The sequence below is a fragment of the Vibrio sp. 10N.222.49.C12 genome (genome assembly GCF_041475025.1).
Classification (GTDB): Bacteria; Pseudomonadota; Gammaproteobacteria; order Enterobacterales; family Vibrionaceae; genus Vibrio; species Vibrio crassostreae_C.
Genome location: NZ_JBFRVF010000034.1, coordinates 1 through 26,043, shown reverse-complemented (window position 1 = coordinate 26,043; position 26,043 = coordinate 1). Strand labels below are relative to the sequence as shown.

The 26,043-nt window shown below is 45.5% G+C and carries 22 protein-coding genes and 1 riboswitch; of the genes, 12 read left to right on the top strand and 10 right to left on the bottom strand.

From position 1 onward, the window contains the following. Positions 1 to 38 precede the first annotated feature (38 nt). Positions 39 to 788, bottom strand: a complete 750-nt coding sequence (locus AB4583_RS12300; protein ID WP_009848135.1) for an amino acid ABC transporter substrate-binding protein — start codon at positions 786 to 788, stop codon at positions 39 to 41. Positions 789 to 1,099: 311 nt separating this feature from the next. Here AB4583_RS12300 and dnaA point away from each other — a divergent pair, with 311 nt between their 5' ends. The 4 genes from dnaA (at position 1,100) to gyrB (ending at position 7,271) form a co-directional block, all read left to right on the top strand. Next, positions 1,100 to 2,521, top strand: a complete 1,422-nt coding sequence (dnaA, locus tag AB4583_RS12295) for a chromosomal replication initiator protein DnaA (protein ID WP_017058808.1) — start codon at positions 1,100 to 1,102, stop codon at positions 2,519 to 2,521. 81 nt (positions 2,522 to 2,602) lie between these two features. Beyond that, on the top strand, positions 2,603 to 3,703 hold the full coding sequence (dnaN, locus tag AB4583_RS12290) for a DNA polymerase III subunit beta (RefSeq protein WP_017058809.1): 1,101 nt from the start codon (positions 2,603 to 2,605) through the stop codon (positions 3,701 to 3,703). A gap of 53 nt (positions 3,704 to 3,756) precedes the next feature. Continuing rightward, positions 3,757 to 4,836 (top strand): DNA replication/repair protein RecF, encoded by a 1,080-nt coding sequence (gene recF / locus AB4583_RS12285; protein ID WP_019825571.1) that lies wholly within the window; start codon positions 3,757 to 3,759, stop codon positions 4,834 to 4,836. 17 nt (positions 4,837 to 4,853) lie between these two features. After that, the gene (gene gyrB, locus AB4583_RS12280; protein ID WP_017058811.1) at positions 4,854 to 7,271 is read left to right on the top strand and encodes a DNA topoisomerase (ATP-hydrolyzing) subunit B; all 2,418 of its coding nucleotides are present in this window, start codon (positions 4,854 to 4,856) and stop codon (positions 7,269 to 7,271) included. A gap of 239 nt (positions 7,272 to 7,510) precedes the next feature. Here the strand turns inward: gyrB and AB4583_RS12275 are convergent, their stop codons facing one another. After that, positions 7,511 to 7,633 (bottom strand): hypothetical protein, encoded by a 123-nt coding sequence (locus AB4583_RS12275; protein WP_267869012.1) that lies wholly within the window; start codon positions 7,631 to 7,633, stop codon positions 7,511 to 7,513. A 142-nt stretch (positions 7,634 to 7,775) separates the two neighbouring features. On the opposite strand from AB4583_RS12275, the gene AB4583_RS12270 reads away from it, so the two are divergent. After that, positions 7,776 to 8,210, top strand: a complete 435-nt coding sequence (locus AB4583_RS12270) for an Hsp20 family protein (RefSeq protein ID WP_009848140.1) — start codon at positions 7,776 to 7,778, stop codon at positions 8,208 to 8,210. 106 nt (positions 8,211 to 8,316) lie between these two features. Here AB4583_RS12270 and AB4583_RS12265 read toward each other — a convergent pair whose 3' ends face one another. The 4 genes from AB4583_RS12265 to glyQ all read right to left on the bottom strand — a co-directional run bounded on the left by AB4583_RS12265 (position 8,317) and on the right by glyQ (position 15,098). Then, the gene (locus tag AB4583_RS12265; RefSeq protein ID WP_017058812.1) at positions 8,317 to 9,567 is read right to left on the bottom strand and encodes a valine--pyruvate transaminase; all 1,251 of its coding nucleotides are present in this window, start codon (positions 9,565 to 9,567) and stop codon (positions 8,317 to 8,319) included. 254 nt (positions 9,568 to 9,821) lie between these two features. Further along, positions 9,822 to 11,909 carry an alpha-amylase gene (locus AB4583_RS12260; protein WP_372117506.1) on the bottom strand — a complete coding sequence of 696 codons (2,088 nt, stop codon included), beginning with the start codon at positions 11,907 to 11,909 and terminating at the stop codon, positions 9,822 to 9,824. 202 nt (positions 11,910 to 12,111) lie between these two features. Then, a complete protein-coding gene (gene glyS, locus AB4583_RS12255) occupies positions 12,112 to 14,178 on the bottom strand; it encodes a glycine--tRNA ligase subunit beta (protein ID WP_017058814.1) in 2,067 nt (688 codons plus the stop codon). A 2-nt stretch (positions 14,179 to 14,180) separates the two neighbouring features. Then, a complete protein-coding gene (gene glyQ / locus AB4583_RS12250) occupies positions 14,181 to 15,098 on the bottom strand; it encodes a glycine--tRNA ligase subunit alpha (RefSeq protein WP_017058815.1) in 918 nt (305 codons plus the stop codon). Between the two features lie 210 nt (positions 15,099 to 15,308). After that, positions 15,309 to 15,425, top strand: a riboswitch (yybP-ykoY riboswitch). 93 nt (positions 15,426 to 15,518) lie between these two features. Between glyQ and AB4583_RS12245 the strand changes: the two genes are divergently transcribed. Both AB4583_RS12245 and AB4583_RS12240 read left to right on the top strand, forming a co-directional pair. Then, a complete protein-coding gene (locus AB4583_RS12245; protein WP_004739245.1) occupies positions 15,519 to 16,076 on the top strand; it encodes a TMEM165/GDT1 family protein in 558 nt (185 codons plus the stop codon). Between the two features lie 147 nt (positions 16,077 to 16,223). Then, positions 16,224 to 16,478, top strand: coding sequence for a hypothetical protein (locus AB4583_RS12240; protein ID WP_017058818.1), 255 nt, complete (start codon positions 16,224 to 16,226; stop codon positions 16,476 to 16,478). Positions 16,479 to 16,561: 83 nt separating this feature from the next. On the opposite strand, the gene tusA is transcribed toward AB4583_RS12240, so the two are convergent. After that, the gene (gene tusA / locus AB4583_RS12235) at positions 16,562 to 16,813 is read right to left on the bottom strand and encodes a sulfurtransferase TusA (protein ID WP_004736675.1); all 252 of its coding nucleotides are present in this window, start codon (positions 16,811 to 16,813) and stop codon (positions 16,562 to 16,564) included. Between the two features lie 149 nt (positions 16,814 to 16,962). On the opposite strand from tusA, the gene AB4583_RS12230 reads away from it, so the two are divergent. Next, the gene (locus AB4583_RS12230) at positions 16,963 to 17,148 is read left to right on the top strand and encodes a hypothetical protein (protein ID WP_004736674.1); all 186 of its coding nucleotides are present in this window, start codon (positions 16,963 to 16,965) and stop codon (positions 17,146 to 17,148) included. A 156-nt stretch (positions 17,149 to 17,304) separates the two neighbouring features. Further along, positions 17,305 to 18,246: a LysR family transcriptional regulator gene (locus tag AB4583_RS12225; protein WP_017058819.1), complete on the top strand. Its 942-nt coding sequence runs from the start codon at positions 17,305 to 17,307 to the stop codon at positions 18,244 to 18,246. A 135-nt stretch (positions 18,247 to 18,381) separates the two neighbouring features. On the opposite strand, the gene AB4583_RS12220 is transcribed toward AB4583_RS12225, so the two are convergent. The 3 genes from AB4583_RS12220 to fadB all read right to left on the bottom strand — a co-directional run bounded on the left by AB4583_RS12220 (position 18,382) and on the right by fadB (position 22,966). Next, positions 18,382 to 19,362: an MDR family oxidoreductase gene (locus tag AB4583_RS12220; RefSeq protein WP_017058820.1), complete on the bottom strand. Its 981-nt coding sequence runs from the start codon at positions 19,360 to 19,362 to the stop codon at positions 18,382 to 18,384. A gap of 242 nt (positions 19,363 to 19,604) precedes the next feature. Beyond that, complete coding sequence (gene fadA, locus AB4583_RS12215) at positions 19,605 to 20,768, bottom strand: acetyl-CoA C-acyltransferase FadA (protein WP_372117501.1); 1,164 nt, start codon at positions 20,766 to 20,768, stop codon at positions 19,605 to 19,607. A 26-nt stretch (positions 20,769 to 20,794) separates the two neighbouring features. Then, positions 20,795 to 22,966, bottom strand: coding sequence for a fatty acid oxidation complex subunit alpha FadB (gene fadB, locus AB4583_RS12210; RefSeq protein ID WP_372117499.1), 2,172 nt, complete (start codon positions 22,964 to 22,966; stop codon positions 20,795 to 20,797). 227 nt (positions 22,967 to 23,193) lie between these two features. Here fadB and AB4583_RS12205 point away from each other — a divergent pair, with 227 nt between their 5' ends. From AB4583_RS12205 to hemG, 3 genes are read left to right on the top strand one after another with little or no spacing between them, the layout of a single operon-like run. Next, entirely contained in the window at positions 23,194 to 23,817 is a 624-nt protein-coding gene (locus tag AB4583_RS12205) for a YigZ family protein (RefSeq protein ID WP_372117497.1), read from the top strand. A gap of 34 nt (positions 23,818 to 23,851) precedes the next feature. Next, entirely contained in the window at positions 23,852 to 25,309 is a 1,458-nt protein-coding gene (locus tag AB4583_RS12200; RefSeq protein WP_372117494.1) for a TrkH family potassium uptake protein, read from the top strand. Between the two features lie 10 nt (positions 25,310 to 25,319). Further along, complete coding sequence (gene hemG, locus AB4583_RS12195; RefSeq protein ID WP_065584162.1) at positions 25,320 to 25,847, top strand: menaquinone-dependent protoporphyrinogen IX dehydrogenase; 528 nt, start codon at positions 25,320 to 25,322, stop codon at positions 25,845 to 25,847. Positions 25,848 to 26,043 lie beyond the last annotated feature (196 nt).

The window sequence follows — 26,043 nt, the reverse complement described above, 5'->3', positions numbered from 1 at the left end:
GTATAAAGCAGTGGGCCTTGAATGGAGAAAGTGAGTAATTACTTCTGAGTAATGTCCGCACCAAACCATTTCTGAGAGATACTTTCTAGCGTACCATCTGCGCGCATTGCTGCTAATGCTTCATTTACTTCTGCTTGCAGTTTTTTGCCGTTATCGTTGTCGACGAAAGGCCAAGCGTTTTCAATTGTTTCGAATGGCTGACCTGCTAGTTGTAATGGTAGACCAGTCTTCTTGATAAGCTCTAGTGCTGATAGGCGATCCATTACGAATGCATCGGCACGACCCAGTGCCACGTCATGTTCAATACCTGTATCGTAGGTTTTTACATTGATCTTGCCATCTTTGTCGTAGCTGCGAAGCAGTTGTTCAAAGTTTGAGCCTAGGTTTACCGCAACCGTCTTGCCATCAAGGTCTTCGATGCCTTTAATGCTGTCATTACCTTTACGAACGGTAATTTGTGCGCCGTCTACTACGTATGGGTCTGCGAATAGGTATTTCGCTTTACGTGCATCCGTCATTGTAATTTGGTTTGAAATGGTATCGATGCGACCCGTTTCAAGAAGACCAAACAGACCAGAGAAGTTTGCCGTTACGTATTCAACCTTGTAATCGTTACGCTTACCGATCTCATCCCATAAATCCACTTCAAAACCCTGTAGCTGGTCTTGTTTAACGAACGTAAACGGGAAATAGCGACCAGACATGCCGACTTTAACTTCAGTCGCAGCTTGAACAGTAGCAGCAGAGAGTGCGATAGCCGCAATTGCAGCCTTAATCCAGTTATTCATTTGGTAACTCCTTATATTTATGGGTTTGGATGTTACTGGGAAAATGCTCACTAGAATAAATAACCAGATGTTATTAACCATAACCAGATTGAATTCCCGATTTGGGGATAACTAGCAAGGATCCGGGCATAAGTGGATCATTGTGTGAGTAAATTAGGGGCAAGATGTGTGGATCCACCGATAAATTACAAATTTATTGTGAATAACTTGGATCTTATTCACTGGATCTGTGATCAATTGCTGGTGATCTGACTTATCAACAGGTAAAATTAGCGGTCATTTCATATTACTTTAAATAGAGTGAGGGCACCGTGTCATCTTCGCTTTGGTTGCAGTGTTTGCAACAGCTTCAAGAAGAGTTACCAGCTACAGAATTCAGTATGTGGGTTCGTCCGTTACAAGCGGAACTCAATGACAATACTCTAACTCTATTTGCACCGAACCGTTTCGTACTCGATTGGGTTCGTGATAAGTATCTAAATAGCATTAACCGTCTGCTGCAAGAATATTGCGGTAACGATATCCCACATCTTCATTTTGAAGTGGGAAGCAAGCGTGTGATTGCACCAAAGCCTGCGACACCGACACCAACTCAGACTCGCACTGCAGCTGATGTGGCCGCTGAGTCATCAGCACCTGCGCAATTACAAGCTCGCAAACCTGTCCATAATATCTGGCGTGATGAAGAGCCTGTCGCGGTTGACTTGAATCACCGCTCAAACGTGAACCCAAAACATAAGTTCAATAACTTTGTTGAAGGTAAGTCGAACCAACTCGGCTTGGCTGCGGCACGTCAGGTTTCTGATAACCCAGGTACAGCCTACAACCCGTTGTTCCTATACGGCGGCACTGGTTTAGGTAAAACGCACTTGTTGCATGCGGTGGGTAACGCCATTGTTGATAATAAGCCGAATGCGAAAGTGGTTTACATGCACTCAGAGCGTTTTGTTCAGGATATGGTAAAGGCTCTGCAAAACAACGCGATCGAAGAATTTAAGCGCTACTACCGTAGTGTTGATGCATTGCTTATCGATGACATCCAATTCTTTGCTAATAAAGAGCGTTCTCAAGAAGAGTTCTTCCATACCTTTAACGCGCTGCTTGAAGGCAACCAACAGATCATCCTAACGTCTGACCGTTATCCAAAAGAGATCAACGGGGTAGAAGATCGTCTTAAATCTCGTTTCGGCTGGGGTTTGACGGTAGCGATTGAGCCACCAGAGCTTGAGACACGTGTTGCGATCTTGATGAAGAAAGCCGAAGACCACCAAATTCACCTTGCGGATGAAGTGGCGTTCTTTATTGCCAAGCGTCTACGCTCTAACGTTCGTGAACTGGAAGGCGCATTGAACCGTGTTATTGCGAATGCAAACTTCACTGGCCGCCCGATCACGATCGACTTCGTGCGTGAAGCACTGCGTGACTTACTTGCCCTGCAAGAAAAACTGGTCACTATTGATAACATTCAAAAGACAGTCGCTGAGTACTACAAAATCAAAGTCGCTGATCTATTGTCTAAGCGTCGTTCTCGTTCTGTTGCTCGTCCACGTCAATTGGCGATGGCACTGGCGAAAGAGCTAACAAACCACAGCTTGCCTGAGATTGGCGATGCATTCGGTGGTCGTGACCACACGACGGTACTACATGCTTGTCGTAAGATTGCTCAGCTGCGTGAAGAGAGCCACGACATTAAAGAAGATTATTCGAACTTGATTCGTACCCTTTCTTCTTAATACACAGTATTCTTAACCTTAATAAGCAGAATCTTGGCCACGTACTATTACGCAGTGCCATTTAGACCGTAAGAGCAAGATATGAAATTTACCATTGAACGTAGTCACCTGATTAAGCCATTACAACAAGTATCTGGCGCACTCGGTGGCAGGCCAACGCTTCCAATTCTAGGAAACCTACTGATTAAAGTAGAAGATAACGTGTTGTCGATGACAGCGACGGATCTAGAAGTTGAACTGATCAGCCGTGTAACGCTTGAAGGTGATTTCGAAGCGGGTAGCATTACCGTACCTTCACGTAAATTCCTAGATATCTGCCGTGGATTGCCAGATAACTCAGTGATCACGGTGGTATTGGATGGTGACCGTATTCAGGTTCGCTCTGGTCGTAGCCGCTTCTCTTTAGCAACATTACCTGCGGCAGATTTTCCAAATATTGAAGACTGGAGCAGTGAAGTTGAAGTGTCAGTGACACAAGCTGAACTTCGCGGTCTTATCGAGAAAACACAATTCTCAATGGCGAACCAAGATGTTCGTTACTACCTCAACGGTATGTTGTTTGAGATTGAAGGCTCTATCCTGCGCAGCGTAGCGACCGATGGTCACCGTATGGCAGTATCTCAAGCACAACTGGGTGCGGATTTTGCTCAGAAGCAGATCATTGTTCCTCGTAAAGGTGTGCAAGAGCTAGTGAAGCTATTGGATGCACCTGAACAGCCAGTAACACTACAAATCGGTAACTCTAACGTGCGTGCGGAAGTGAACAACTATGTCTTCACTTCTAAGTTAGTAGATGGTCGTTTCCCTGATTATCGCCGCGTAATGCCGCAAAATACCACCAAGACACTTGAAGCTGGCTGTGATGAATTACGTTCAGCATTTTCTCGTGCTGCGATTCTATCGAATGAAAAATTCCGTGGTGTTCGCGTTAATCTTGCGGATAGCGAGATGCGTATTACCGCGAACAACCCAGAGCAAGAAGAAGCAGAAGAAGTACTCGATGTTAACTTCGACGGTGATGCTCTAGAGATTGGCTTTAACGTAAGCTACGTATTGGATGTTCTGAACACACTGCGTTGTGAACAGGTTCGTATCTCAATGTCAGACGCCAATGCGAGTGCTCTTATTGAGAACGCACAAGATGACAGCGCGATGTACGTTGTTATGCCAATTCGCTTATAAGCTGCCCCATGTTGACCTACCGAGTCGTGATTGAAGATTAATATGAAGACGTTATGCCTTTATCGCGCTTAATCGTTAAGCAGTTTAGAAATATTGAAGCCTGTGACATTCAACCGTCATCAGGCTTTAACTTTCTTATAGGGGCTAACGGAAGCGGCAAAACCAGCGTCCTTGAAGCGGTGTATCTGCTCGGACACGGTCGCTCATTCAAGAGTTCACTTACCGGTCGTATCATACAAAACGAGTGTAGTGAGCTGTTTGTACACGGCCGTTTTATGACCTCGGATCAATTTGAGCTGCCAATTGGCATTAATAAGCAGCGCGATGGCACGACAGAGGTTAAAATAAGCGGTCAAACTGGGCAAAAGTTGGCTCAGTTAGCTCAAGTCTTACCTTTGCAGTTGATTCACCCCGAAGGGTTTGATTTACTGACAGATGGACCTAAGCATCGCCGAGCATTCATTGATTGGGGAGTCTTCCACAGTGAGTCGGGCTTTTATGATGCGTGGGGCAGGGTAAAGCGCCTCAATAAGCAGCGAAACGCCTTATTGAAAACGGCAACCCACTATCGAGAGCTGAGCTATTGGGACCAAGAACTGGCCCGTTTAGCAGAAAGCATCAGTCAGTGGCGTGCCACCTACGTTGATCAGCTCAAAGAAGTCGCCGAAGAGATCTGTGCGACCTTCCTTCCTGAGTTTGAGATAAAGATTAACTATTATCGTGGCTGGGACAAAGACACCCCATACGCCGAGATATTAGAAAAGAATTTTGAAAGGGATCAGCAGCTTGGTTACACCTTTAGTGGGCCAAACAAAGCGGATCTGAAGATAAAAGTGAACGGCACTCCAGTGGAAGATGTCTTGTCACGAGGTCAATTGAAGTTGATGGTGTGCGCGCTACGAGTAGCACAAGGGCAACACCTCACTCAAATGACAGGTAAGCAGTGCATCTATTTGATAGATGACTTCGCTTCCGAATTAGATAGCCAACGCCGAGCACGTCTTGCTGAGTGTTTAAAGGCGACCCAGGCTCAAGTTTTTGTAAGCTCTATTACCGCTGATCAGATTGCAGATATGCATGACGAAAATAGCAGGATGTTTCATGTGGAACATGGCAAAATAGAGCAAGGATAATTAGTCAGAGAGTAACTATGTCAGATAATTACGATTCATCGAGTATTAAAGTACTGAAGGGTCTGGATGCGGTACGTAAGCGTCCTGGAATGTACATTGGCGACACGGATGATGGTACCGGTCTGCACCACATGGTTTTTGAGGTGGTAGATAACTCTATTGATGAAGCGCTAGCTGGTCACTGTAATGACATCATTGTAACTATCCATGAAGATAGTTCTGTGTCTGTGAGCGATGACGGCCGTGGTATTCCAACAGAATTGCACCCAGAAGAAAACGTATCTGCAGCCGAAGTAATCATGACGGTTCTTCACGCTGGTGGTAAGTTCGATGATAACTCGTACAAGGTATCTGGTGGTCTGCACGGTGTTGGTGTTTCAGTAGTTAACGCACTTTCTAAGCAAGTTACTCTTACTATCCACCGCGGTGGCAAAATCCACACTCAAACCTACAGCCACGGTGAGCCTCAAGCGCCACTAGCGGTTATCGGTGACACGGATAAAACAGGTACAGAGATTCGTTTCTGGCCGAGTGAAGAAACCTTCACTAACATCGAGTTCCATTACGACATTTTAGCTAAGCGTCTACGTGAGCTATCATTCTTGAACTCAGGTGTATCAATTAAGCTAATTGACGAGCGCGAAGAAGACAAAATGGATCACTTCGAATACGAAGGCGGTATCCAAGCGTTTGTTGAACACCTTAATACTAACAAAACGCCAATCATCCAAAAAATCTTCCACTTTAACTCTGAGCGCGAAGACGGTATTACCGTTGAAGTTGCGATGCAGTGGAATGACGGCTACCAAGAAAACATCTACTGTTTCACCAACAACATCCCTCAACGCGATGGTGGTGCTCACTTAGCAGGTTTCCGTGCGGCGCTAACGCGTACTCTGAACAGCTTCATGGACAAGGAAGGCTTCTCTAAGAAAGCGAAGACGGCGACCTCTGGTGATGATGCTCGTGAAGGTCTGACGGCGATTGTTTCTGTTAAAGTGCCTGATCCTAAGTTCTCAAGCCAAACTAAAGATAAGCTGGTTTCTTCAGAAGTGAAGTCTGCCGTTGAATCTACAATGGGTGAGAAGTTGTCTGAGTTCCTTATTGAGAACCCAGGTGAAGCGAAAACAGTTTGTTCTAAAATTATTGATGCAGCACGTGCTCGTGATGCAGCGCGTAAAGCTCGTGAAATGACACGTCGTAAAGGCGCATTAGATTTAGCGGGTCTTCCTGGTAAGCTTGCTGACTGTCAGGAAAAAGATCCTGCACTGTCTGAACTATATATTGTGGAAGGAGACTCTGCTGGCGGTTCAGCTAAGCAGGGGCGTAACCGTAAGAACCAAGCAATCCTACCGCTGAAAGGTAAAATCCTTAACGTAGAGAAAGCACGTTTCGATAAAATGCTGTCTTCTCAAGAAGTAGCAACGCTAATCACCGCTCTTGGTTGTGGTATTGGTCGTGACGAATACAACCCAGATAAACTGCGTTACCACAACATCATCATCATGACCGATGCCGATGTCGATGGTTCTCACATCCGTACCCTGCTACTGACGTTCTTCTACCGTCAAATGCCAGAGCTGATTGAACGTGGCTACATCTACATTGCTCAACCGCCACTTTACAAAGTGAAGAAAGGTAAGCAAGAGCAGTACATTAAAGATGAAGATGCGATGAACCAGTATCAAGTATCTTTGGCTTTAGACAACGCAGAACTGCACGTAAACCCTGAAGCGCCAGCATTTGCAGGTGAAGGTTTAGAGAAGCTTGTTCAGCAATACAATGCAGGCATCAAGCTTGTTGATCGTATGAGCCGCCGTTACCCACGCGCATTGGTTCACGAACTGATTTACGTTCCTCGTCTAACGGCCGAGCAGTGTCATGATGACGCGGCAGTTGAAGCTTGGGGTAAGCAGCTTGTTGAACAGCTAAACGCGAAAGAAGTAGGTGCAAGCCAATACAGCCTTGAAGTTGAAAAACACGAAGAGCTAGGCTTAAGCGTTCCTAAGATTGTGGTTCGTACTCATGGTGTGACTCATGAACACCTACTAAGCATCGATCTTATTAACTCTAAAGAGTTTGGTAAGCTAGCGGATCTTTCTGAAGCTCTTGATGGCTTGATTGAAGAAGGCGCTTACATTAAGCGTGGTGAGCGTACTCAAGAAGTTTCTAGCTTCGTTGATGCTCTGAACTGGTTAGTGAAAGAGTCTCGTCGTGGTCTAAGCCTACAGCGATACAAAGGTCTAGGCGAGATGAACCCGGATCAACTTTGGGAAACCACAATGGATCCTGAAACTCGCCGTATGATGCAAGTAACAATTGAAGACGCTGTTGGTGCTGATTTGTTGTTTACGACGCTAATGGGTGACCAAGTTGAACCTCGTCGTAACTTCATCGAAGAGAATGCACTGAAAGTAGCAAACCTAGACGTTTAGTCTCTTTGATACTTCGCTCTTTGGCTTAATTTCTGTGTCAGAGGTGCTCACATACATTCGTATGCTCCGCGCCTCTTCCTTGAACTAAAGCCAAATAGCTTCGTCTCAAAAAACTAAAATCATTTTAAAGCACTATCCTTTGGATGGTGCTTTTTTATGTTTGTAAGATATTGAAAAATATTGAGTTGCAAAAATAATTGAAAATAACCCCTTGAAACTATTTTGCTCAATCCATATATCTATTTGTGAAGAGGATGACTGTCTTGCTCTACAAGAGAAGAAACAGAACCTTCATTACCGCTAACGAAGTATCGCTCAATAGAGGATAACTTTGGCAGCACACAACTTAAAAATTGATTCATTGCCATGTCCCAGCGTTGTCGCCAATAGAGGTGAAACCCGAGGAATGCGAATTGAATCTCTTAGCTGTTTACTGGGTCACACACAGGTTAGATCCAAGTAAAATTCGCAGCTAAGACTATTGCTTACTAAAAGGATAGCATTATGAGAACTGTAGATTTCACTCCACTTTACCGCAACGCAATCGGCTTCGATCGTCTATTCAACATGATGGAAGCGAATACATCGAAGAACTCTTCTGGCGGTTACCCTCCATACAACATCGAGCAAAAAGACGAGAACAACTACCGTATTACTATGGCAGTCGCTGGTTTTGCTGATGACCAATTAGATCTGACTCAGAAAGAGAACATGCTAATTGTGAAAGGTGAGCGTAAAGCAGAAGCAGAGAAAACCTTCGTATACCAAGGTATCGCAGAGCGCGATTTCGAGCGTAAATTCCAACTGGCTGACTACGTAAAAGTGGTAGGTGCAAGCATGGAAAATGGTCTTCTTCACATCGACCTCGAACGCGAAATCCCAGAAGCGATGCAACCACGTAAGATTGCTATCAATGGTAATAGTTTACTAGAAGGCTAATTACTGTTAGCTCCTTAGAGCTAAAAAATATCGGGAAGTAAAAGTGAAAGAGCACCTAATGAGGTGCTCTTTTTGTATTTGACCTGCGGTAAGCTAAAAGCTCTTATTACTGCTCTGAGTAAGCCTTTTTCACTTCTTCAGCAATGATAGCAATGCCTTTCTGCATCGCCTCATCATCTTGCACGTAGTTCATACGTAGACATTGATGGGCATGATCCCACTCGTCTTCTTGGCCGATAAAGAAGTATTCACCCGGAACAATCAATACGCCACGAGCTTTAAGGCGGTCGTACAGTTCCATTGTGGTGATCGGCAGCTCATCAAACCATAGCCATAAGAAGATAGCGCCTTCAGGCTTGTGAATACGGAAGCGAGGGTCGTCGATAGCGTCTTGTAACAGTTCAACTGCACGTAGTGACTTATCTTTATAGAAAGGTTTGATTACCTCGCTACTTAAGCGCAGTAAATCGCCTTTTTCAATCATGTGATTGGCAATTGCAGGGCCAACACTGTTTGGCGCTAAGCTAATGATGCCATTCATGTTGGTCAATGCTTGTGTTACTTCTTCACTCGCAATTACTATACCGCAACGCACACCCGGCAAACCAAGCTTAGAAAGGCTCATGCACAGAATCGTATTTTCATTCCAGAGCGGTTCGACATCTTCAAAGATGATGTTAGGAAACGGCAGGCCGTAAGCATTGTCGATCAGCAGTGGGATGTTGTTTTCACGCGCCAGTTTATCCAGTTTACGCACTTCTTCGTCGGTCAGTACGTTACCCGTTGGGTTGGTTGGACGAGATGCACAGATAGCCGCGACTGAGTCATCAACCTTTAGTTGTTCAAAATCAACGTGGTATTTAAACTGACGGTTTTCTAGCAGTTCGATCTCTGGGTGGTAAGAGATAAAAATATCGTCATCAATACCCGCGTCGCCGTAGCCGATGTATTCCGGTGCGATCGGCAGTAGGATTTTCTTATGTGAGCCGTCAGGCTGTTGGCCTGCTAGCAGGTTGAATAGGTAGAAGAAGCCACTTTGACTGCCATTAGTCAGGCTGATGTTCTTCTCGCTGATGTCCCAACCGTAGGTCTCTTTCAGCATTGCTGCTAACGATTTGATGAAGCTGTCTTTACCCTGCGGACCATCGTAGTTGGCGAGGGCGGCGATGAGTTCTCCACTGGCGAGCATGTCGGCACTGGCTTGGTTAAAGTAATCGAGCATGGCAGGGATAGCGGCTGGGTTGCCACCACCGAGCATGATAGCGCCAGGAGTGCGCAGGCCATCATTCAAATCATCCATTAAACGAGTGATTCCAGAGTATCGATTAAACTTTTCGCCAAACTTAGAGAACTGCATTACTAATTTTACCTAATTCATTGTGATTGCTTGTTACGTGTCATTAAGGCAGACCTTATGTCTGCCATCAGTGTATTCCTTGAACATACCGCAATGTTTTTGCGACGCATAGCGCCAAATGCTCTAACACGTAAAAAACTTCTATAAAGTTTGGTTAATGAGTGACAGCTTGCTTATTGAACGTACCTTTAGCGATAAAAAAAGGAGAAGCCTAAGCTTCCCCTTTAGTTTCTGGTGTTTATGTTAATGAAGGTTTAGTTCGAACCGGTATAAACGACTAATACCTTGTCATCTTGGTATTGGCGTTCGAACGCATAGTAGCCCTTGCTGTTACGGATGATGTGCTTACCTTGAGCAACGGCTGGGTGGCGTTGGCGGAATTGGCCAAGCGCTTGCCAGTGTTCTAGCAGCTCTGCACGTTCGCCAGTGATTTGATCCCAAGGCATGTCTGAGCGTGTGCCTTGCATTGGATCAGAACCCGTTGGGCCAAAGTCTCGGGCGATTTCATCGCCGTAATAGATCTGTACCGCACCGGGAGCCAGCATCAACGCGTTTGCAGCTTTGGTTTGTTTTGCAAAGTCACTGCCATGTTGTGTCCAGAATAGCGAGGTGTCGTGAGACGAGAGATAACTCAACACATTGAACTCGCTGTCACTGTTGATCTTGTCTGCGTAGCGAAGGTAATCAGCATCAAGATCGGATAGACACTTCAGCGCCTTAGGGGCGATGTCGCTCTGGAATTCAAAGTTGATGATCGAATCAAAGCCGTTAGCAAAGTAATCTGATTTGACTACGCTGTGTGCCCACACTTCGCCAGTCATCCAGAAAGGTAAATCATCTAAGGCTTTGTCTGGGTTGCTCTGTTTCCACTCAGCTAGTGCCTGGTTGGTGCTCTCTTTCAGTTCTGCCCATGCTTCGAGTTCAACGTGTTTAGCGGTATCGACCCTGAAACCATCGACACCATATTCGCGCACCCAATCCGATAACCAAGTGATTAAATGGTTACGAGGTGTTTTGAGTTCATCGGTCGCGCTGGTGGACTTATTGCGATAGAAATTAGGCAGCCCGATTGTCTCTGTCGACTCTGTTTTGAAATCGGGCAGATGCGCCAAAGACATGGTGAGGTTATTGTAGCCCGGAGAGTCATAGGCGCCGATATCGCTGCGTAGCCAAGCTTTGCCCCACCACTTTTCCCACGCTTCTTTGTCGCTGTAAGAGATGTAGTTGTTGAAGTAGTGCCAGTTCTGACCTTTGGCAGGTTGCCAATCTGTCCAGTTTTCGCCAAGTGTTTGTTTGGCTTCTTCGTCAGTTAGGTTGAGCTTACCAAAATCAAACTCTTGCATGTCGGCAAGCGTCGCATAGCCGGTGTGGTTCATTACCACATCCCAAACAACACGAATGCCTTTGCTATGCGCGGTATCGATGAAGGTTTTTAGCTCGTCTTCGGTGCCCATGTTGTCATCGAGCTTGGTCCAATCTTGATGGTAGTAGCCGTGGTAGCCGTAGTGTTTGAAGTCACCTCGATCACCGCCGCCAACCCAGCCGTGGATTTGCTCTAACGGAGACGTTATCCAGATAGCATTAGCACCGAGTGATTCTATGTAATCGAGTTTTTCGGTTAAGCCTGCCAAGTCACCACCGTGGAAGGTGCCGATTTCGTCTTGTCCATCTTGGCTGCGACCGTAACTGTTGTCGTTATCAGGATTACCATTGTGGAAACGGTCAGTCATTACGAAGTAAACCGTGGCGTTATCCCAACTAAAGTCAGCTTTGGTTTCTGGTTCTACTTTCTCAAGCAGCAGAACACCTTGGCTATTTTCTGCTGGCTGCATGGTGACGCTGCCATTCGTTACTGTGACTTGTTTGCCTGAAAGAGCGTCTCTAACCACGGTGCCATCATCAAAGGTTTGAGCAACGTCGATGATGGTTGGTTCGTCACTAGGAACCGGACAAGCAAAGCTTTGTACTTGTTGTTGCTTCGGCTTTATCTGAACGGTCAGTTCATTGGTTTGTGGGTTGAGCATAAACTGATAGGTGTTAGCGCGAAAGATCTTGATATCTAATTCAGACTTCTCGGCGCAGTCGTCTAGGCGAAGGGGTTTATTGAATTTGATGCGGTTTTCTTCAGCCAGCGCATAGTTGGTGCCACAGGTATTTTGAGTATCGCTGATAGAGAAGGTATAGCTACCTTTCGCGAGTTCCTGTTCTGCAATCACGGCGCCTTTACCGGATGATTCGAATACGACAGTGTCGTTATCAATTGTCAGTAATAGGTTGTTGTCACTGGTTTGGCTGCATGCGCTGAGTGCGAGTATTGAAAGCGCGAGTACTGTTTTTTTCATTGTTCCCTTCCCCTGAATAAACAGGTCAGTTATAGCAAACAATGCCCTCTACAGTCTGAGTGCTGTTTCATTCAGTTAATCAATAAGACCTCTACAAACAAATGCTTGGTTCACAAAAACAAAAAGGGAAGCTTTCGCTTCCCTTTGGGTGTTTACCGTTAATTACTCAGAGTATGACTTAGAGTAATTGTCTCACTTGTGCTTATTTTTGCAGTAGAGAGATGTCAGCAATCTGTAGGAACAGGTTACGTAGGTTGTTCAGTAGCGTTAGACGGTTCTTCTTAAGCGCTTCGTCATCAGCCATAACCATTACGTTATCGAAGAATGCATCAACTGGTTCACGTAGATCAGCAAGCTTGCTTAGGGCTTCTTGGTAGTTACCTGTTGCGAATGCTGGTTCTAGTGCTTCCGTCATTACTTCAACGTTTTCAGCCAGTGCTTTCTCTGCGTCTTCTTGAAGAAGCGTTAGGTCGATTTCAGCTGGTAGCTCGCCATCGAATTTCGCAAGGATATTACCTACACGCTTGTTCGCTGCTGCTAGTGCTTCTGCTGCTTCCAGTTCACGGAAGTGAGAAACCGCTTTAACACGTTGGTCAAAGTCAGCAGGCTTAGTTGGACGACGTGCTAGTACCGCTTGGATGATATCAACGCTGAAACCAGCATCTTGGTACCATGCGCGGAAACGACCTAGCATGAAGTCGATAACGTCAGCTTCTACGTTTTTGTTAGTCAGCTTGTCGCCTAGTAGCTCTTTCGCTTTACCGATTAGATCGGTTAGGTCTAGGTTGTAGCCGTTTTCAACGATGATACGTAGCACACCTAGAGACGCACGACGAAGTGCAAATGGGTCAGAACCTTTTGGTGCTTGGCCAATACCGAAGATACCTACGATAGTGTCTAGCTTGTCTGCCATTGCTACTGCTGAAGAGATACCCGTGCTTGGTAGATCGTCACCCGCGAAACGAGGCATGTATTGCTCGTAAAGTGCCAGTGCAACTTGCTCGTCTTCACCGTCGTGAGTCGCGTAGTGCATGCCCATCACACCTTGAGTATCCGTAAATTCGAATACCATAGAGGTCATTAGGTCACACTTAGCCAGTAGGCCAGCACGCTTAGACTTTTCAACGTCAGCATCGATTTGCTCAGCAATGTAGCCTGCAAGCTCTGTGATGCGGTCTGTTTTGTCTTTGATAGTACCCAGTTGCTTCTGGAAGATAGCTTGGTCTAACTCAGCAAGACGGTCGATAAGCGGGCGCTTACGGTCTGTGTTGAAGAAGAATTCAGCATCAGCAAGACGTGGGCGTACCACTTTCTCGTTACCTTCGATAACGTGACGAGGCTCTTTAGACTCGATGTTCGATACGAAGATGAAGTTCGGTAGTAGCTTCTTGTTGTCATCGTAAACAGGGAAGTACTTTTGGTCACCCTTCATGGTGTAAACCAAAGCTTCAGAAGGGACTTTTAGGAACTCTTCTTCAAACTTCGCTGTCAGTACTACTGGCCATTCAACCAGAGACGTTACTTCTTCAACAAGGTCATCTTCTAGGTCAGCTGTACCGCCAACCGCAGCTGCCGCTTTTTGCGAATCAGCAAGGATGATCGCTTTACGCGCTTCGTAATCTGCCATTACTTTACCGCGCTCTTCTAGGATCGCAGGGTATTGGTCAGCAGAGTCGATTGTGAACTCTTGTTCGCCCATGAAACGGTGGCCACGGATAGTACGAGCAGATGCTACGCCTAGGATTTCGCCTTCAACAAGCTCATCACCTAGTAGTACTGTCAGTGTTTTTACTGGACGGATAAATTGAATGTCTGAGTTACCCCAGCGCATTGCTTTAGGAATTGGTAGGCCAGCCAGTGCTTTCGCAGCAATGTCCATCACCAATTCTTGAACTGGTTTGCCAGCTACTTCTTGTTTGAAAAGAAGCCACTCGCCTTTGTCTGTTTTCAGACGGTCAGCTTGCTCAACAGTAATACCGTTACCACGAGCCCAACCTTGTGCCGCTTTGGTCGCGTTGCCTTCAGCATCGAATGCCACAGAAACAGCAGGGCCACGTTTCTCAACCACTTTGTCTGCTTGGCCTTCAGCCAGTGCAGTTACTTTAAGTGCTAGACGACGAGGTGCTGCGTACCACTTGATGCCTTCGTGAGAAAGCTCAGCCGTTTTAAGACCTGCTTCAAAGTTAGAAGCAAACGCTTCTGCTAGAGAACGAAGTGCTGTTGGTGGAAGCTCTTCCGTACCCAGTTCAATTAGAAAATTCTTCGCCATGATTATTTACCTTCCTTCTTACACATTGGGAAGCCAAGCGCTTCACGTGACGCGTAGTACGCTTCAGCAACTGATTTAGTCAGGTTGCGGATACGAAGGATGTAACGTTGACGCTCTGTTACAGAGATAGCTTTGCGCGCATCAAGGATGTTAAATGCGTGACCTGCTTTTAGAATGCGCTCGTAAGCTGGAAGCGGCAGTGGCTTCTCAAGCTCAAGTAGTTCTTTACACTCTTTCTCGCACTGATCGAAGAAAGTGAATAGGAAATCTACGTCTGCGTGCTCGAAGTTGTATGTTGATTGCTCAACTTCGTTTTGGTGGAAGATGTCACCGTAAGTCACGTTAGAACCGTCTGGTGCTACGTTCCATACTAGGTCGTAAACAGAATCTACTTCCTGGATGTACATTGCTAGACGCTCGATACCGTAAGTGATCTCACCTGTTACAGGTTTACACTCAAGGCCGCCAACCTGTTGGAAGTAAGTAAACTGTGTTACTTCCATGCCGTTTAGCCATACTTCCCAACCAAGGCCCCATGCGCCTAGTGTTGGGTTTTCCCAGTTATCTTCAACGAAGCGAATGTCGTGAACAAGTGGGTCAACACCAAGAACCTCTAGGGAGCCTAGGTACAACTCTTGGATATTGTCTGGCGATGGTTTTAGCGCTACTTGGAATTGGTAGTAGTGCTGCAGACGGTTCGGGTTTTCACCGTAACGGCCATCGGTCGGACGACGAGAAGGTTGAACGTAAGCTGTAGACATTGGCTCTGGGCCAAGTGCTCGTAGACATGTCATTGGGTGAGAGGTGCCTGCACCTACTTCCATATCTAGAGGTTGAACAATGGTACAACCGTTTTGAGCCCAGTAATCCTGCAGCGCGAGGATCATTCCCTGGAAGGTTTTGATATCGTATTTTTGCATAGTCAGGTTCGCGCGATTCTTTTAAATGAATGAGAAAAATAACCTCTGAGTATACCGAGATATTCGTAAAGCGAGTAGGGGTAATCTTGTTTAATTAGTGGTCTAAAATGTCGTTTAGTGGATTTTTGTGCCTTTAATGTTTGTTTTTCGGCACAAGTGGATATTTTGATAACTTTGACACTTGTGTTTGAAAGCATGGGCTATTAAAATCTCGCGGTCTTTGGGGAGTAGCTTACTTATTCATATCCTATTGAATGAGTTCGTTCGTCAACATAATTGATGCAAAATCATCATGGCGTTCGAGGCAACCACCACCTTGGTGGTGCTTAGCAAGACCATAGACAAGCATCGTGAACCGGGATGGGGCGCGAGGTTTGTCTTTGGTTAAATATAATAATCCCCATCCCAAATGAGCATGTCGTGAGCGTTTTAGCAATTTCAATTACAACTGTCGCCTTAGCCGAGATCGGTGATAAGACTCAGTTGCTATCTCTTTTATTAGCCAGTCGATATCGCAAGCCGATACCGATCATCGCAGCTATCTTCTTTGCCACCATTGCCAATCATGCCCTTGCAGCATGGCTCGGGGTCGTGGTTGCTGATTATCTTTCACCTGAAGTATTAAAGTGGGTGCTGGTGGTCAGTTTCATTGCGATGGCTGGCTGGATTTTGATTCCCGATAAGTTAGATGACGATGAACAGATCTCAAACCGAGGACCGTTTGTCGCCAGTTTTATCGCTTTCTTTATTGCTGAGATCGGCGATAAAACCCAAATTGCGACCTCTATCCTAGGGGCTCAATATGCGGATGCATTAGCGTGGGTGATTCTGGGTACAACCATTGGTATGTTGCTGGCAAATGTACCTGTGGTGATCATCGGTAAGCTGTCTGCTGATAAGATGCCTCTTGATCTGATTCGTAAGATCACAGCCTTGCTATTCGTGGGTTTAGCTATCGCTGCTGCGTTTTACTCGTAAGTGTTTTGAGTCTTATTATACTCAATCAGTAGAGTAATGTGTTGTAGGTCATACTCTTACAGTATTGTGGGGTTTATCGAGCGAATGGACATATAACTGTCATACTTGTCATGATATTTTAATCTTGTGAGTTAAGAACACGAGGGCATGATTATGTTGACGCGTTATATGGGTATTACTCCACAAAGCCAAAGTTATCTATTTACTTTTGGTCTTGCACTTACACTGTTAGGCATGGTGTTGACGGACATGTGGCTGCCAATGGTCGCGGGTGCCATCATCATGACTGCACTTGCGGTAGAGGCTTGGATTCGGGTCGCGCATATTATTCCGATGCGCAAAGATATCCGAGAAATTCAGCATCAGCTGGAGCATCTGCAAAACAAATCTAGAAGCGAATAAACAAAAAGCCGCTCGTACTCTGAGTTCTGTTTAAGAACATAAGGTACGAGCGGCTTTTTTGATACTTGATAGTCGGTGGGGCGTTACGCCTCCAATCCCTTTCTGATCAAATACTGGTAAGGCAACGTTTCTGTTGCTTGGCCTACCAACTGGTGATCCATGAATCGACAAAAGCTCGGAATATCTCGAGTTGTCGAAGGATCGTCAGCTTTTACCAGTAACACATCGCCATCCTGCATGTTTCTAATTGTCTTCCTGACCATCATTACTGGTTCCGGGCAACGCAGGCCTTCAGCTTCTAAAGTATGGGTTGCCAGTTCAGGTTTGAATGTCATGGTTTGTATCTCTATATCTATCTAACGAGTGAATAATACGTCTGCAGAAAAAATATGCAATAAGTGCTTGGCAAACAGAATCATTTCCTATAACTTAGTTAACAAGTTGATAACAACTTGAAGCAAAGGCAACTAGCTAAGGAGTGGCGATGTTGACAGGATTAGATAGATTAACAATTTATTCGGTTCTCTGTTTTATTTCTTTTTGTGCGTTAGTACTACGCTCATCGACAGAGACCTCACTGATGCCTATTTTTGGCATAGTAGCAACGATTATTGGTATTTGGGTAGAGATGCGCCGTTGGCAAGGCATAGCCGAAGAGCAAGAGCACTAACCCGAATACAGCAAGCGAATTCCGATACGACAACATTCCGACACTATCCCCAAATTTTCTTGGGCTTCCCCGCGTAATTGCGGGATTTTTTTTATCTAAAGCATGCTATAAACAACTTAGTGACTAATGGCAATCGTATACAGCTAGGTAAGTGGCGTGGAATTAGAAGACATCTATCGTAGAGACCTTAATTTATTGGTCGCTTTAAAGGTATTGATTGAAGAGGGCAGCGTAAGCCAGGCCGCGCTTCGTCTTAACTTAAGCCAATCCGCAACCAGTCGAGTATTAGGGCGTTTAAGAGAATTACTAAACGATCCGTTGTTTACACGTCAAGGTCAGCACCTTATTCCTACCAAGAAAGCACTCGAGATCAGTCAGCGTATTGATCAGCCTTTGGAGTCTTTTCGCCAATTGCTGAGTCCGAGTGACTTTGACCCTTACTATTGCAGCGAACGTTTTCTGATCGCTACCACCGATTATGCGATGCAAACCATCTTGCCTTATGCGTTGCCTAAGATTTATGAACAAGCACCCAATATCTCTTTGGAGTTTGCTCCGTTGCAGCATGAGCATTTGTTTAAACAGCTCAGCACCGAACGCGTTGATATGGCGATCTGTCGTCCGAGTGGCAGCATTGCACCACTTCATCAAGAAGTCTTGGGGCCGGTTGGTGTGTCGTGTCTGTTATCTAAAAACCATCCATTAGCCGATCAACCTTTAAGCCTTGCAGACTATGTTTCACTCCCACATGCGATGATTGCGATCAGTGATGGTGTTAAGGCTTTATTGGACAACGCTTTAGCTAATCAACAACCCAGAAAAATGGTACTGCGTGCTTATCACCTTGAAGCGGCATTGGCGATTGTCGATAGAATGCCGTTGGTGATTACTGTGCCTGCTGATTTGGCTTATTTGGTAGCAGAGCGTTATGACTTGGTTGTTAAGCCATTACCATTTGAATTTATGCCGTTTGATTACTCACTGATCTGGCACTCGCGTTGCGATTCTTCTGCTTCACAACAATGGTTAAGAAGAGTGGTAAAAGAAGAGTGTGGTGAGTTGATTCAAAAACGGATTGCGGATGTCGGTTTGGGTTAACCGGATCTGAGTCTGAGTTCACTTGACCCGAATGACAAAAACGCAAAAGGGCTGATAAAAATCAGCCCTTTGTTGTTTTGGGTTATCCAAGCTTAAAGCTGTTGCTTAAGGTTTGATAACTTTATGTTTGAGAGCCTATAGTTTAATGACTACGCGACCAGTGATTTGACCGTTAGTGATGTCTTCTGCTGCTTGAATTGCACCGTCTAAAGACACTTCTTTGGTTGCTTGAGCGTAGAAAGATTCTGGTAGTAGCTCAGCCAGTTGTTCCCACGCTTTAATACGTTTTTCACGAGGGCACATTACAGAATCAACACCTTGTAGGCGAACGTTACGCAGAATGAATGGCATTACCGTGGTTGGTAAGTCAAAACCGCCTGCTAGACCACACATCGCAACCGCACCGTTGTAATCAATTTGCGCCAATACTTTCGCAAGGACTTTGCTGCCTACCGTATCGATAGCGCCAGCCCACAGTTGTTTTTCTAGTGGCTTAGCTGGTTCTTCTAGTTCAGCACGCTCTACAATACGTGTCGCGCCTAGTGATTTAAGTAGTTCACCGTTTACAGAAGCACGGCCAGTCACTGCTGCCACTTTGTAGCCCAGTTGGTTTAGTAGAGTGATAGATACGCTACCTACACCGCCACTTGCGCCGGTAACTAGGATTTCACCGTCTTCAGGCTTGATGCCAGCATCGACAATAGCTTGAACACAAAGCATTGCTGTGAAGCCTGCTGTACCAATCGCCATTACTTTCTTAGCGTCTAGACCTTTAGGCATCGGCACTAACCAGTCACCGTTTAGGCTTGCTTTCTCAGCCATGCCGCCCCAGTGACCTTCACCAACACCCCAACCAGTTAGAACCACTTCGTCGCCTGCTTTGTAGCGAGGGTCATCAGATTGTGAAACCACACCAGAAAGGTCGATACCAGGAACCATAGGGAAGTTGCGAACAATGCGCCCTTTACCTGTAATCGCCAAACCATCTTTGTAGTTCAAAGAAGAGTAGCTAACATCAATCTTCACGTTACCTTCTGGTAATTGAGATTCTTCAATTTGAGAAACTGACGCGATAGTTTTTTTGTCTTCTTGGTTTAGTACAAGTGCTTTAAACATGATCTGCTCCGTGGAGGAATATTAGGAAACTGAAGTAACTTTAGTTGAATCATCCGAGAAAAAATAATGAAACATCAACATTGAATATATGCGTTTTGTGCATAGATGTCAGGGTTGGTTTTTCTCTCGTTGAGTTCGCTGAACACAATCGATGCATTGTTGGATGCCAAGCAATAAAAAGTGCAGCTATATAAATATAGCTGCACAAAAGATTACCCTTCAAATATTACAGTCAGTAAACGCTATGGGCGTTCAAATACCGTTGCAATACCTTGGCCTAAACCAATACACATAGTCGCCAAGCCGTATTTCACGTCTTGTGCTTCCATCAGGTTGATTAGCGTCGTCGAGATACGAGAACCAGAACAGCCTAGTGGGTGACCCAGAGCAATCGCACCGCCGTTAAGGTTTACTTTCTCGTCAACAACATCCAGTAGACCTAAGTCTTTAGCACAAGGTAGAGATTGAGCAGCAAACGCTTCGTTTAACTCAATCACACCCATGTCTTCAATGGTTAGTCCTGCACGTTTAAGTGCTTTTTGGGTTGCTGGTACTGGGCCGTAACCCATGATTGAAGGATCGCAGCCAGCGATAGCCATAGACTTCACGCGAGCGCGAATCTTAAGGCCAAGTGCGTTAGCTTTCTCTTCGCTCATGATAAGCATTGCAGAAGCACCATCAGACAGAGCTGATGAAGTACCTGCTGTTACTGTGCCGTTTGCTGGGTCAAATACCGGACGCAGCTGGGATAAGCCTTCAACTGTTGTCTCTGGGCGAATGACTTCGTCGTAATCCAGAGTGAACAGAGAACCGTCTGCAGCGTGAGCTTCGGTTGGCAGGATTTCATTTTTGAAACGACCTTCAACCGTAGCTGCTTGAGCGCGAGCATGTGAGCGTGCTGCGAATGCATCTTGGTCTTCACGGCTAATACCGTGCATTTTGCCTAACATCTCAGCGGTTAGCCCCATCATGCCGGCCGCTTTTGCTACGTGTTTTGACATGCCTGGGTGAAAATCAACACCATGGTTCATTGGTACGTGGCCCATGTGCTCCACACCACCAATCAGGCAGATTTCAGCATCACCAACCATGATAGAGCGAGTTGCATCATGCAAAGCTTGCATAGATGAACCACATAAACGGTTGACTGTTACAGCACCAATCTCAATCGGTAGACCAGCAAGCAAGGCAGCGTTACGTGCAACGTTGAAGCCTTGCTCTAGTGTTTGTTGTACACAACCCCAGTAAATATCTTCAATTTCGACAGGGTTTACTTCTGGGTTGCGCTCTAAAATGCCTTTCATCAAATGTGCAGACAGATCTTCAGCACGATTGTGACGGAAAGCTCCACCTTTGGAACGTCCCATTGGGGTGCGAAGGCAATCAACAACAACTACATTTTTCATTTTGCTATTCCTTTTCCAAATGTGGGTTACAGAGAACTGGCTTGTTGGCTGTCGTAAAAGCTTTCGCCCTTCGCTGCCATATCAAGCAATAGCTGAGGAACTTGGTACATTGCACCTAAGTCTTGGTAGCCTTTCGCCATTTCAACGAAGTTACCAATGCCCACACTGTCTAAGTAGCGGAATACGCCGCCTCTAAATGGAGGGAAGCCTAAACCGTAAACCAGTGCCATATCCGCTTCTTGCGGTGTCGCGATAATGCCTTCTTCTAGACAAAGCACCACTTCGTTGATCATTGGAATCATCACGCGCTGGATAATTGTTTGGTCATCAAAATCTTGTGGTGCTTGACATACGTCAGCCAAGATAGGAAGAATGTCTTCAGAGAAGGTCTTCTTCGGACGACCACGCTTGTCTACGCTGTATGTGTAGAAACCGCTACCGTTTTTCTGACCGTATTTTTCAGCAACGTAAAGTGCATCAATCGCATCACGACCTTCTTTGCCCATACGCTCTGGGAAACCTTGCGCCATCACAGCTTGTGCGTGGTGTGCAGTGTCTAGGCCTACAACGTCTAGTAAGTAAGCCGGGCCCATTGGCCAACCGAACTTGCGCTCCATCACTTTATCGATCTTAGTGAAATCAGCACCGTCGCGTAGCAACATGCTGAAACCGCCAAAGTAAGGGAAAAGTACACGGTTAACGAAGAAGCCTGGGCAGTCGTTAACAACGATTGGGGATTTACCCATCTTCGCTGCGTAAGCAACCACGCGATTGATTGTTTCTTCTGAAGTATGCTCGCCACGGATGATCTCAACCAAAGGCATGCGGTGTACTGGGTTAAAGAAGTGCATGCCACAGAAGTTTTCTGGGCGTTTTAGAGATTTCGCTAACAGGTTGATCGGAATTGTTGAGGTGTTTGATGTAAGAACTGTATCTTCACCCACGAGACCTTCAACTTCACTCAGCACTGCTGCTTTTACTTTAGGATTCTCCACCACGGCTTCTACGACAACGTCTGATTGCTCAACACCAGCGTAATGCAAGCTTGGAGTGATAGAAGAGAGAATACCTGCCATCTTAAAACCATCTAGGCGACCGCGAGATAGACGCTTATTCAATAGTTTAGACGCTTCATTCATACCAAGATCAAGCGATGCTTGTGCGATGTCTTTCATCATCACTGGCACGCCTTTCAACGCAGATTGGTAAGCAATACCGCCGCCCATGATACCTGCACCAAGTACGGCTGCACGCTCAGTTGCTTTGTTTGCTGACTTACCCGCTTGTTTCGCTAAGCCTTTGATGTACTGGTCATTCAGGAATAAGCCAACTAATGCTTTTGCTTCTTCCGATTTCGCTAGCTTAACGAAGTGCTTACGTTCGATGTCGAGTGCTGCATCGCGATTGCTGCGTGCTGCTTCTTCAATCGCAATCACAGAAGTAATCGGAGCTGGGTAGTGAGGCCCTGCTTTTTGAGCAACTAAGCCCTTCGCCATGGTAAAGCTCATCATCGCTTCGAGTTTGCTTAGTGAAAGCGCTGATGTCTTTTGTTTACGGCGTAGCTGCCAGTCTAATTTTTCATTAGCAGCCAGAGAAACGGTATTGATTGCCGATTCTAGTAACTGGTCTGTTTCAACAATCGCATCTAACAAGCCAACTTTAAGCGCTTCATCTGCACGGCATGCTTTGCCTTGCGTGATAATTTCCATTGCGCTGTCAGCACCGATAACACGAGGTAGGCGTACACAACCACCAAAACCAGGCATGATGCCAAGTTTGGTTTCAGGTAGGCCAATGCTGGTGGTCTTGTCACCGATACGGAAATCGGTAGCGAGTACACATTCACAGCCGCCGCCAAGGGCATGGCCACGCATCATTGAAAGAGTTGGGACAGGAAGGTCTTCGAGCTTGCTGAAGATTGAATTAGCGAATCTTAACCATTCATCAAGTTCTGCTTCTGGCTTAGCAAATAGGCCAAGAAATTCAGTGATGTCTGCGCCTACAATGAACGCGTCTTTGTTTGAAGTTAAGATTAAACCACGTAATCCTGCGTGAGCATTAAGAGCATCTAACGCTTTATCTAGTGATTCTAAAGTAGCAAGGTCGAGTTTGTTTACAGAGGCTGGTGCACAGAAGCTTAATTCCGCAATACCATCTTGTAATTCCTTTACCTGTAGGGTGTTAGCTTGGTAAATCATTGTCTATCTCCATGACATACAATCCACGATTGTTTGAGAGAATCTTGTTATCTTTCTATTATTGTAGAATACCTGGTAAGACCAGTTATCTTAGTCTGTACCTCTGCTTGATTAATTTCAATACATTTTTTAAACAATTGTTTAACATTGTGCGATGGCACAGATCCTCTAACCCTTATTATTCACGCGTGATACACTTCGTCGCTCTTATTAACTAAGTTAACGATATGAATGAACAGCCTTATTTAATACCTTCTGCGTCGGCTCTGTTTGAAGAAGAGATAAAAAAGAGCGTCTTTATTACGCATCTTGCTCATACTCCAAGTATTGAAGCTGCAAAACAGTTCGTAGAACAGGTGAAAAAAGAGCATTCTTCAGCGAGGCATAACTGTTGGGGTTTTGTTGCTGGTCGACCTGAAGACTCAATGCTTTGGGGTTTCAGTGATGATGGTGAACCCTCGGGTACAGCGGGTAAGCCTATCTTGGCGCAATTGTCTGGATCTGGTGTGGGTGAATTAACGGCTGTCGTCACGCGTTACTCTGGTGGAATTAAGCTTGGAACTGGTGGTTTGGTTAAAGCTTATGGTGGCGGAGTGCAACAAGCTCTCAAGCTGCTTCAAACTATCGAGAAAAAAATAACCACAAAATTACGGCTAGAGTTAGACTATGGCTTTGTGCCAATCGCACAATCCATCATGGCTCAGCATCAGGCTGTTGAGGTCCAAGCGGATTATGGTGTGCAAGTTGAGCTTATTATTGAGATAGAGCTCCTGCAGGTAGATGCGTTTACCCAAACCATGATCAATAAAAGCGGTGCTAAGGCACTGGTAACGAAAGTCAAAGACAACTAGGAAGTGTGAAGCATTTCGCTTCGTTCAATAGCTCATGCAATTTCGCTCAATTATTCGAATCGTCGGATTATTATTAGCACTTTTTAGTGTATCAATGCTCACACCTGCGTTAGTCGCTCTGATCTATCGAGATGGTGCGGGTGTGCCATTTGTAACGACTTTCTTTGTTCTGTTATTTTGTGGTGCGACGTGTTGGTTTCCAAACCGACGTTATAAGCATGAGTTAAAAGCACGCGATGGCTTTTTGATTGTGGTTCTGTTTTGGACGGTAATCGGTAGTGCGGGTGCGTTGCCGTTTTTGATTGCTGATAACCCCAATGTTTCGGTAACCGATGCCTTCTTCGAATCCTTTTCTGCACTGACCACTACCGGTGCGACGGTGATCGTTGGCCTTGATGACCTGCCTAAAGCTATCTTATTTTACCGTCAGTTCCTGCAATGGTTTGGTGGTATGGGTATCATCGTATTGGCGGTAGCGATCCTTCCAGTTCTGGGCATCGGTGGTATGCAGCTGTATCGAGCTGAGATTCCAGGCCCTGTAAAAGACAGCAAAATGACTCCGCGTATCGCTGAAACCGCAAAAGCGCTGTGGTACATCTATCTCAGCCTAACCATTGCTTGTGCGGTGGCGTTTTGGCTAGCCGGTATGAGCTTCTTTGATGCAATCAGTCATAGCTTCTCTACTATTGCTATTGGTGGCTTCTCCACTCACGATGCAAGCATGGGCTATTTCAACAGCCCGGCTATCAACATGATTACCGTGGTGTTCCTGCTTATATCTGCGTGTAATTACTCTCTTCACTTTGCTGCATTTGCTTCAGGTGGTGTGCATCCTAAGTATTATTGGAAAGATCCTGAGTTCCGCGCCTTTATCTTTATTCAGGCAGTACTGTTCTTGGTTTGTTTCTTATTACTGCTCAATCATCACTCTTATGATTCGTACTACGATGCTTTCGACCAAGCCTTGTTCCAAACCGTGTCTATCTCTACGACCGCGGGTTTTACAACGACGGGTTTCTCAGAGTGGCCATTGTTCTTACCCGTACTGCTTTTGTTCTCTTCTTTTATAGGGGGCTGTGCAGGTTCTACGGGTGGTGGTATGAAAGTGATTCGAATCTTACTACTTACTCTGCAAGGTGCTCGTGAAATGAAGCGTCTTGTTCACCCACGGGCTGTCTATACCATCAAGGTTGGCGGTTCTGCACTACCACAACGTGTTGTAGATGCGGTCTGGGGCTTCTTCTCTGCATACGCATTAGTGTTTGTGGTTTGTATGCTGGCTCTTATTGCAACTGGTATGGACGAGTTGAGTGCTTTCTCTGCGGTAGCGGCGACATTAAATAACCTTGGCCCGGGCCTTGGTGAAGTCGCGGTGCACTTTGGCGATGTGAACGACAAAGCAAAATGGGTACTTATCGTATCTATGCTGTTTGGCCGATTAGAAATCTTCACCTTATTAATCTTATTGACCCCTACGTTTTGGCGTAGCTAAGGACAACATTGTGGCAAAAGCTCTATTTTTGTATTCAAGCCGTGAAGGGCAGACCAAGAAAATCTTGAACTATATAAAAGAAGAAATGAGTGAGTTCGAATGTGAGCTTCAAGATCTGCACACTATTGGCAAGGTGGACTTTGCTCAGTACGACAGAGTGTTGATTGGCGCATCGATTCGTTATGGCCACCTTAATAAGAAGCTATATCAATTTATTGATGCCAACCTTACTCAGTTGCAATCAAGCAAGGTTGCGTTCTTCTGTGTTAACTTAACGGCGCGTAAAGAAGACCAAGGCAAAGATACACCAGAAGGCAGTGCGTATATTAAGAAGTTCCTTACCAAGTCTCCATGGCAGCCGACTTTAATCGGTGTATTTGCAGGTGCCCTCTATTACCCACGTTATAACTGGTTCGATAGAACCATGATCCGCTTTATTATGAATATGACAGGTGGTGAAACGGATACAACGAAGGAAGTTGAGTACACAAACTGGGAAAAAGTCTCTTTGTTCACTGAAAAACTGAAGAATATGTAAGATAAAAGCCTACTTTTGAGGCGTTTTGAGTTCTTTTTAATCGAACGAATAAAAAAACGAAAAAAACTTAAAAAAGGGCTTGCCAGTGTGATCGAAATCTCTATAATGCCACCTCGCTGACACGGGATGGCTTCTTAGGAAACCAGAACGAATCAGAAAGCCAAATTAGCCAAGCCAAGCGCTTGAAAAAAGTTTT

Bases quoted from the DNA above. Each gene is read 5' to 3' on its own strand.
- AB4583_RS12300 (WP_009848135.1), bottom strand. From the start codon at position 788: ATGAATAACTGGATTAAGGCTGCAATTGCGGCTATCGCACTCTCTGCT.
- dnaN (WP_017058809.1), top strand. From the start codon at position 2,603: ATGAAATTTACCATTGAACGTAGTCACCTGATTAAGCCATTACAACAA.
- recF (WP_019825571.1), top strand. From the start codon at position 3,757: ATGCCTTTATCGCGCTTAATCGTTAAGCAGTTTAGAAATATTGAAGCC.
- gyrB (WP_017058811.1), top strand. From the start codon at position 4,854: ATGTCAGATAATTACGATTCATCGAGTATTAAAGTACTGAAGGGTCTG.
- AB4583_RS12275 (WP_267869012.1), bottom strand. From the start codon at position 7,633: ATGAATCAATTTTTAAGTTGTGTGCTGCCAAAGTTATCCTCTATTGAG.
- AB4583_RS12270 (WP_009848140.1), top strand. From the start codon at position 7,776: ATGAGAACTGTAGATTTCACTCCACTTTACCGCAACGCAATCGGCTTC.
- AB4583_RS12265 (WP_017058812.1), bottom strand. From the start codon at position 9,567: ATGCAGTTCTCTAAGTTTGGCGAAAAGTTTAATCGATACTCTGGAATC.
- AB4583_RS12260 (WP_372117506.1), bottom strand. From the start codon at position 11,909: ATGAAAAAAACAGTACTCGCGCTTTCAATACTCGCACTCAGCGCATGC.
- glyS (WP_017058814.1), bottom strand. From the start codon at position 14,178: ATGGCGAAGAATTTTCTAATTGAACTGGGTACGGAAGAGCTTCCACCA.
- glyQ (WP_017058815.1), bottom strand. From the start codon at position 15,098: ATGCAAAAATACGATATCAAAACCTTCCAGGGAATGATCCTCGCGCTG.
- AB4583_RS12240 (WP_017058818.1), top strand. From the start codon at position 16,224: ATGATTATGTTGACGCGTTATATGGGTATTACTCCACAAAGCCAAAGT.
- tusA (WP_004736675.1), bottom strand. From the start codon at position 16,813: ATGACATTCAAACCTGAACTGGCAACCCATACTTTAGAAGCTGAAGGC.
- AB4583_RS12230 (WP_004736674.1), top strand. From the start codon at position 16,963: ATGTTGACAGGATTAGATAGATTAACAATTTATTCGGTTCTCTGTTTT.
- AB4583_RS12220 (WP_017058820.1), bottom strand. From the start codon at position 19,362: ATGTTTAAAGCACTTGTACTAAACCAAGAAGACAAAAAAACTATCGCG.
- fadA (WP_372117501.1), bottom strand. From the start codon at position 20,768: ATGAAAAATGTAGTTGTTGTTGATTGCCTTCGCACCCCAATGGGACGT.
- fadB (WP_372117499.1), bottom strand. From the start codon at position 22,966: ATGATTTACCAAGCTAACACCCTACAGGTAAAGGAATTACAAGATGGT.
- AB4583_RS12205 (WP_372117497.1), top strand. From the start codon at position 23,194: ATGAATGAACAGCCTTATTTAATACCTTCTGCGTCGGCTCTGTTTGAA.
- AB4583_RS12200 (WP_372117494.1), top strand. From the start codon at position 23,852: ATGCAATTTCGCTCAATTATTCGAATCGTCGGATTATTATTAGCACTT.